Origin of the sequence: Mesorhizobium sp. M7A.F.Ca.CA.002.09.1.1, from assembly GCF_003998555.1 — a bacterium.
GTDB lineage: Bacteria > Pseudomonadota > Alphaproteobacteria > Rhizobiales > Rhizobiaceae > Mesorhizobium > Mesorhizobium ciceri.
The window spans coordinates 1-2,641 of record NZ_RZRR01000788.1; the positions used below are offsets into that span (position 1 = coordinate 1).

The following is a 2,641-nucleotide window of genomic DNA, read 5'->3' on the forward strand; positions in this document are numbered from 1 at the left end:
GTTGATGCCATCGTGGAAGCCGGTATCGCCGGCGAAATAGAGCTTGCCGTCAGGCGTTTCGACGACAAAGCCGGCCCAGAGCGCCATGCGCCGGTCTCGGGCGCCACGCGCCGACCAGTGATGCACCGGCTCGACATGGACGGCGGCGCCATTGCCGATCTCGACGCTGTCGCCCCAGTCATGCGCCGACAGTCGCATGCCGGGCACGGCGGCTTCGATGATGGCGTCGTTGCCGAGCGGAGTGAGCACCAGCGGGTCGTGGCCGGCCTTCAGCCGCTTCAACGTGGCGAGGTCGAGATGGTCATAGTGGTTGTGGCTGACCAGCACGAGGTCGATCGGCGGCAGGTCGGCAAGGCGATGCCTGGCGCATTGATGCGTTTTGGTCCGGCGAAGGAAAGCGGCGAGGCGCGCAACGACCATACCGGATCGGTAAGGATGTTCAGACCGGCCGTCTGGACCAGCAAGGTGGAATGACCAACCATGGTCACTTCCAGCGCGGCGCCCTCGACCCTTGTCGCCGGCTTTGCCTGCGGAAAGGGGCTTGCATCGCTCGCCGGCCATTTCGAGCGCTGGCCATTCAACTGCCATTTCAGCAGGTCGGCGAAACGGCCGGGTGGCTGGCCGTCGGGATTGAAGAACAATGCGCCGTCGAAATGGTCGCTGGGCGGGCCGCTATAATAGCGATTGGCGGCTGTCTTTCTCGCGGCCAATTTTGCGGCTCCGGCAGGTGTTTCGTTTTCCAGACATAGGCGCTAAGGCGGCTCGCGCAAGCGTCCAACCGTCGATGTCGGCGCTGCACTGCTTTGACCGGATCCCCAGGCGACGCGCGACAAGCGGTCAGCCGCCGCGATTGCGATAAATTTGCAACAATTCTTGCTGCAAACTGTATTTTAACCATATCGGGTTGAAATTTCGCCACCTTCTCCATCTTGGTGGGGGTGAGATTGTGCGGACGGCTTCCCCCCAGCCGGATCCGACGGAGGTTGGAATGACTTTTTCGAAAACCGGTCTGGTGGCCGTATCGCTGGCGGCGCTCGTTGCGAGCGGCTGTTCGACCTCGCGTTTCTCCTCGATGGATGACCAGCAGCCGGCACCGCTGGAGGCCGCGCCCGCCGGCAAGGTGACGGCGAACCAACTGCCGCCGCCGGCATCGCCCGGCACCACCGACCCGTCTCAATTCCCGACCGCTCCTGCGAACACGCAGGTCGCCGCGCTGCCTTCGGATGGTTCGGCGCCGGCCGGCGCTTCGGACGTGACTGCCGCCAGCGTCGCCGGTGTCTGGAACGCCAGCGTTGCGGGCCAGAGCTGCAAGGTGGCGACACCGCAGACCAAATTCGGCGCCGGCTTCCGCGCTGGGCCGCTGCATTGCCCGGCGCCGATGGACGGCGTCAAGTCGTGGAACGTCGCCGGCAAGCAGCTGACGCTCTATGACGAGAGTGGCGGTGCGCTGGCGCGGCTCTATTCCTCGGGCGGCTCGAAATTCGACGGCCAGACTTCCAACGGCCAGCCGATTTCGCTTACAAGGTAGGCTAATGCATGTCGCCCAAAAGTGACCGCGGTTTTGGGAAAACAAAGATCTAAAGCGGGTCGTCTGAATCCGTTCAGACACGACCGCTTTAGTCCTCCGAATGCGTGTCGCGCAGAAGTGACCCCGATTTCGGGACAGCGACATGCATAAACAAATGACGTGACCGATGCATCTGCGTGACGGCCTCCAGACCCATGCGACCGTCAGGCAGCGCTACGAGCATCTGGTGGAAACCGGTACGATCGACCGCGATCCGGCGCAGGAACGGATCGTTGCGGCGCTCGACCTGCTGACCGATGAGATTTCGGCCAAGCGGCTGGCGCATAAGTCGAGCGCGCTGGGCTGGCTGTTCGCCCGCAAGCGCGAGACGCATGAGGCCGTCAAAGGCCTTTACATCCATGGCGGCGTCGGTCGCGGCAAGACCATGCTGATGGATATGTTCTTCGAGTTGCTGCCGGTGCGGCGCAAGCGCCGCGTCCACTTCAACGACTTCATGGCGGACGTGCAGGACCGTATCCAGAAGCACCGGCAGGCGCGCAAGAACGGCGACGTCAAGCAGGACGACCCGATCCCGCCGGTGGCCAAGGCCCTTGCCGAGCAAGCCTGGGTGCTGTGCTTCGACGAGTTCTCGGTCACCGACATCGCCGACGCGATGATCCTGTCCAGGTTGTTTTCGGCGCTGTTTGCCAGCGGTGTGGTGCTGGTCGCCACCTCGAATGTGGCGCCGGAAAACCTCTACAGCGACGGGCTGAACCGTCAGCTTTTCCTGCCCTTCATCGGCATACTGGAGCGGCACACACAGGTGCTGGCGCTCGATGCCGACAAGGACTACCGGCTGGAAAAGCTCGCCCGGACACCGGTCTATGTCACGCCGGCCGATGCGGCGGCGGACCAGCTACTCGACGAGGCCTGGCAAGCCATGACGCGCAACGCGCCGACCGCCGAGACATCGATTGCCCTCAAAGGGCGGCAGGTGATCGTGCCGCGTGCGGCAGGCGATGCGGCGCGGTTCTCCTTCGCCGATCTCTGCGAAAAGCCGCTTGGCGCGCGCGATTTCCTGGCGATCGCCGGACGCTTCTCAACCATTTTCATCGACCACGTCCCGGTGCTCGG

The 2,641-nt window shown here is 63.8% G+C and carries 2 protein-coding genes and 1 pseudogene; 2 read left to right on the forward strand and 1 reads right to left on the reverse strand.

Going from position 1 to position 2,641, the window contains the following annotated elements:
• Positions 1–710 (reverse strand): annotated as a pseudogene (locus EN994_RS26245) (MBL fold metallo-hydrolase); the annotation flags it as partial.
• A 278-nt stretch (positions 711–988) separates the two neighbouring features.
• Here EN994_RS26245 and EN994_RS26250 point away from each other — a divergent pair.
• Positions 989–1,528 (forward strand): protease inhibitor Inh/omp19 family protein, encoded by a 540-nt coding sequence (locus EN994_RS26250; RefSeq protein ID WP_013528844.1) that lies wholly within the window; start codon positions 989–991, stop codon positions 1,526–1,528.
• A gap of 166 nt (positions 1,529–1,694) precedes the next feature.
• Positions 1,695–2,641: cell division protein ZapE (gene zapE, locus EN994_RS26255; RefSeq protein ID WP_164746202.1), on the forward strand; the 947-nt coding region annotated here is incomplete at its 3' end.

Excerpts from the sequence above, each read along its gene's own strand:
- EN994_RS26250 (WP_013528844.1), top strand. The coding sequence starts at position 989 with ATGACTTTTTCGAAAACCGGTCTGGTGGCCGTATCGCTGGCGGCGCTC.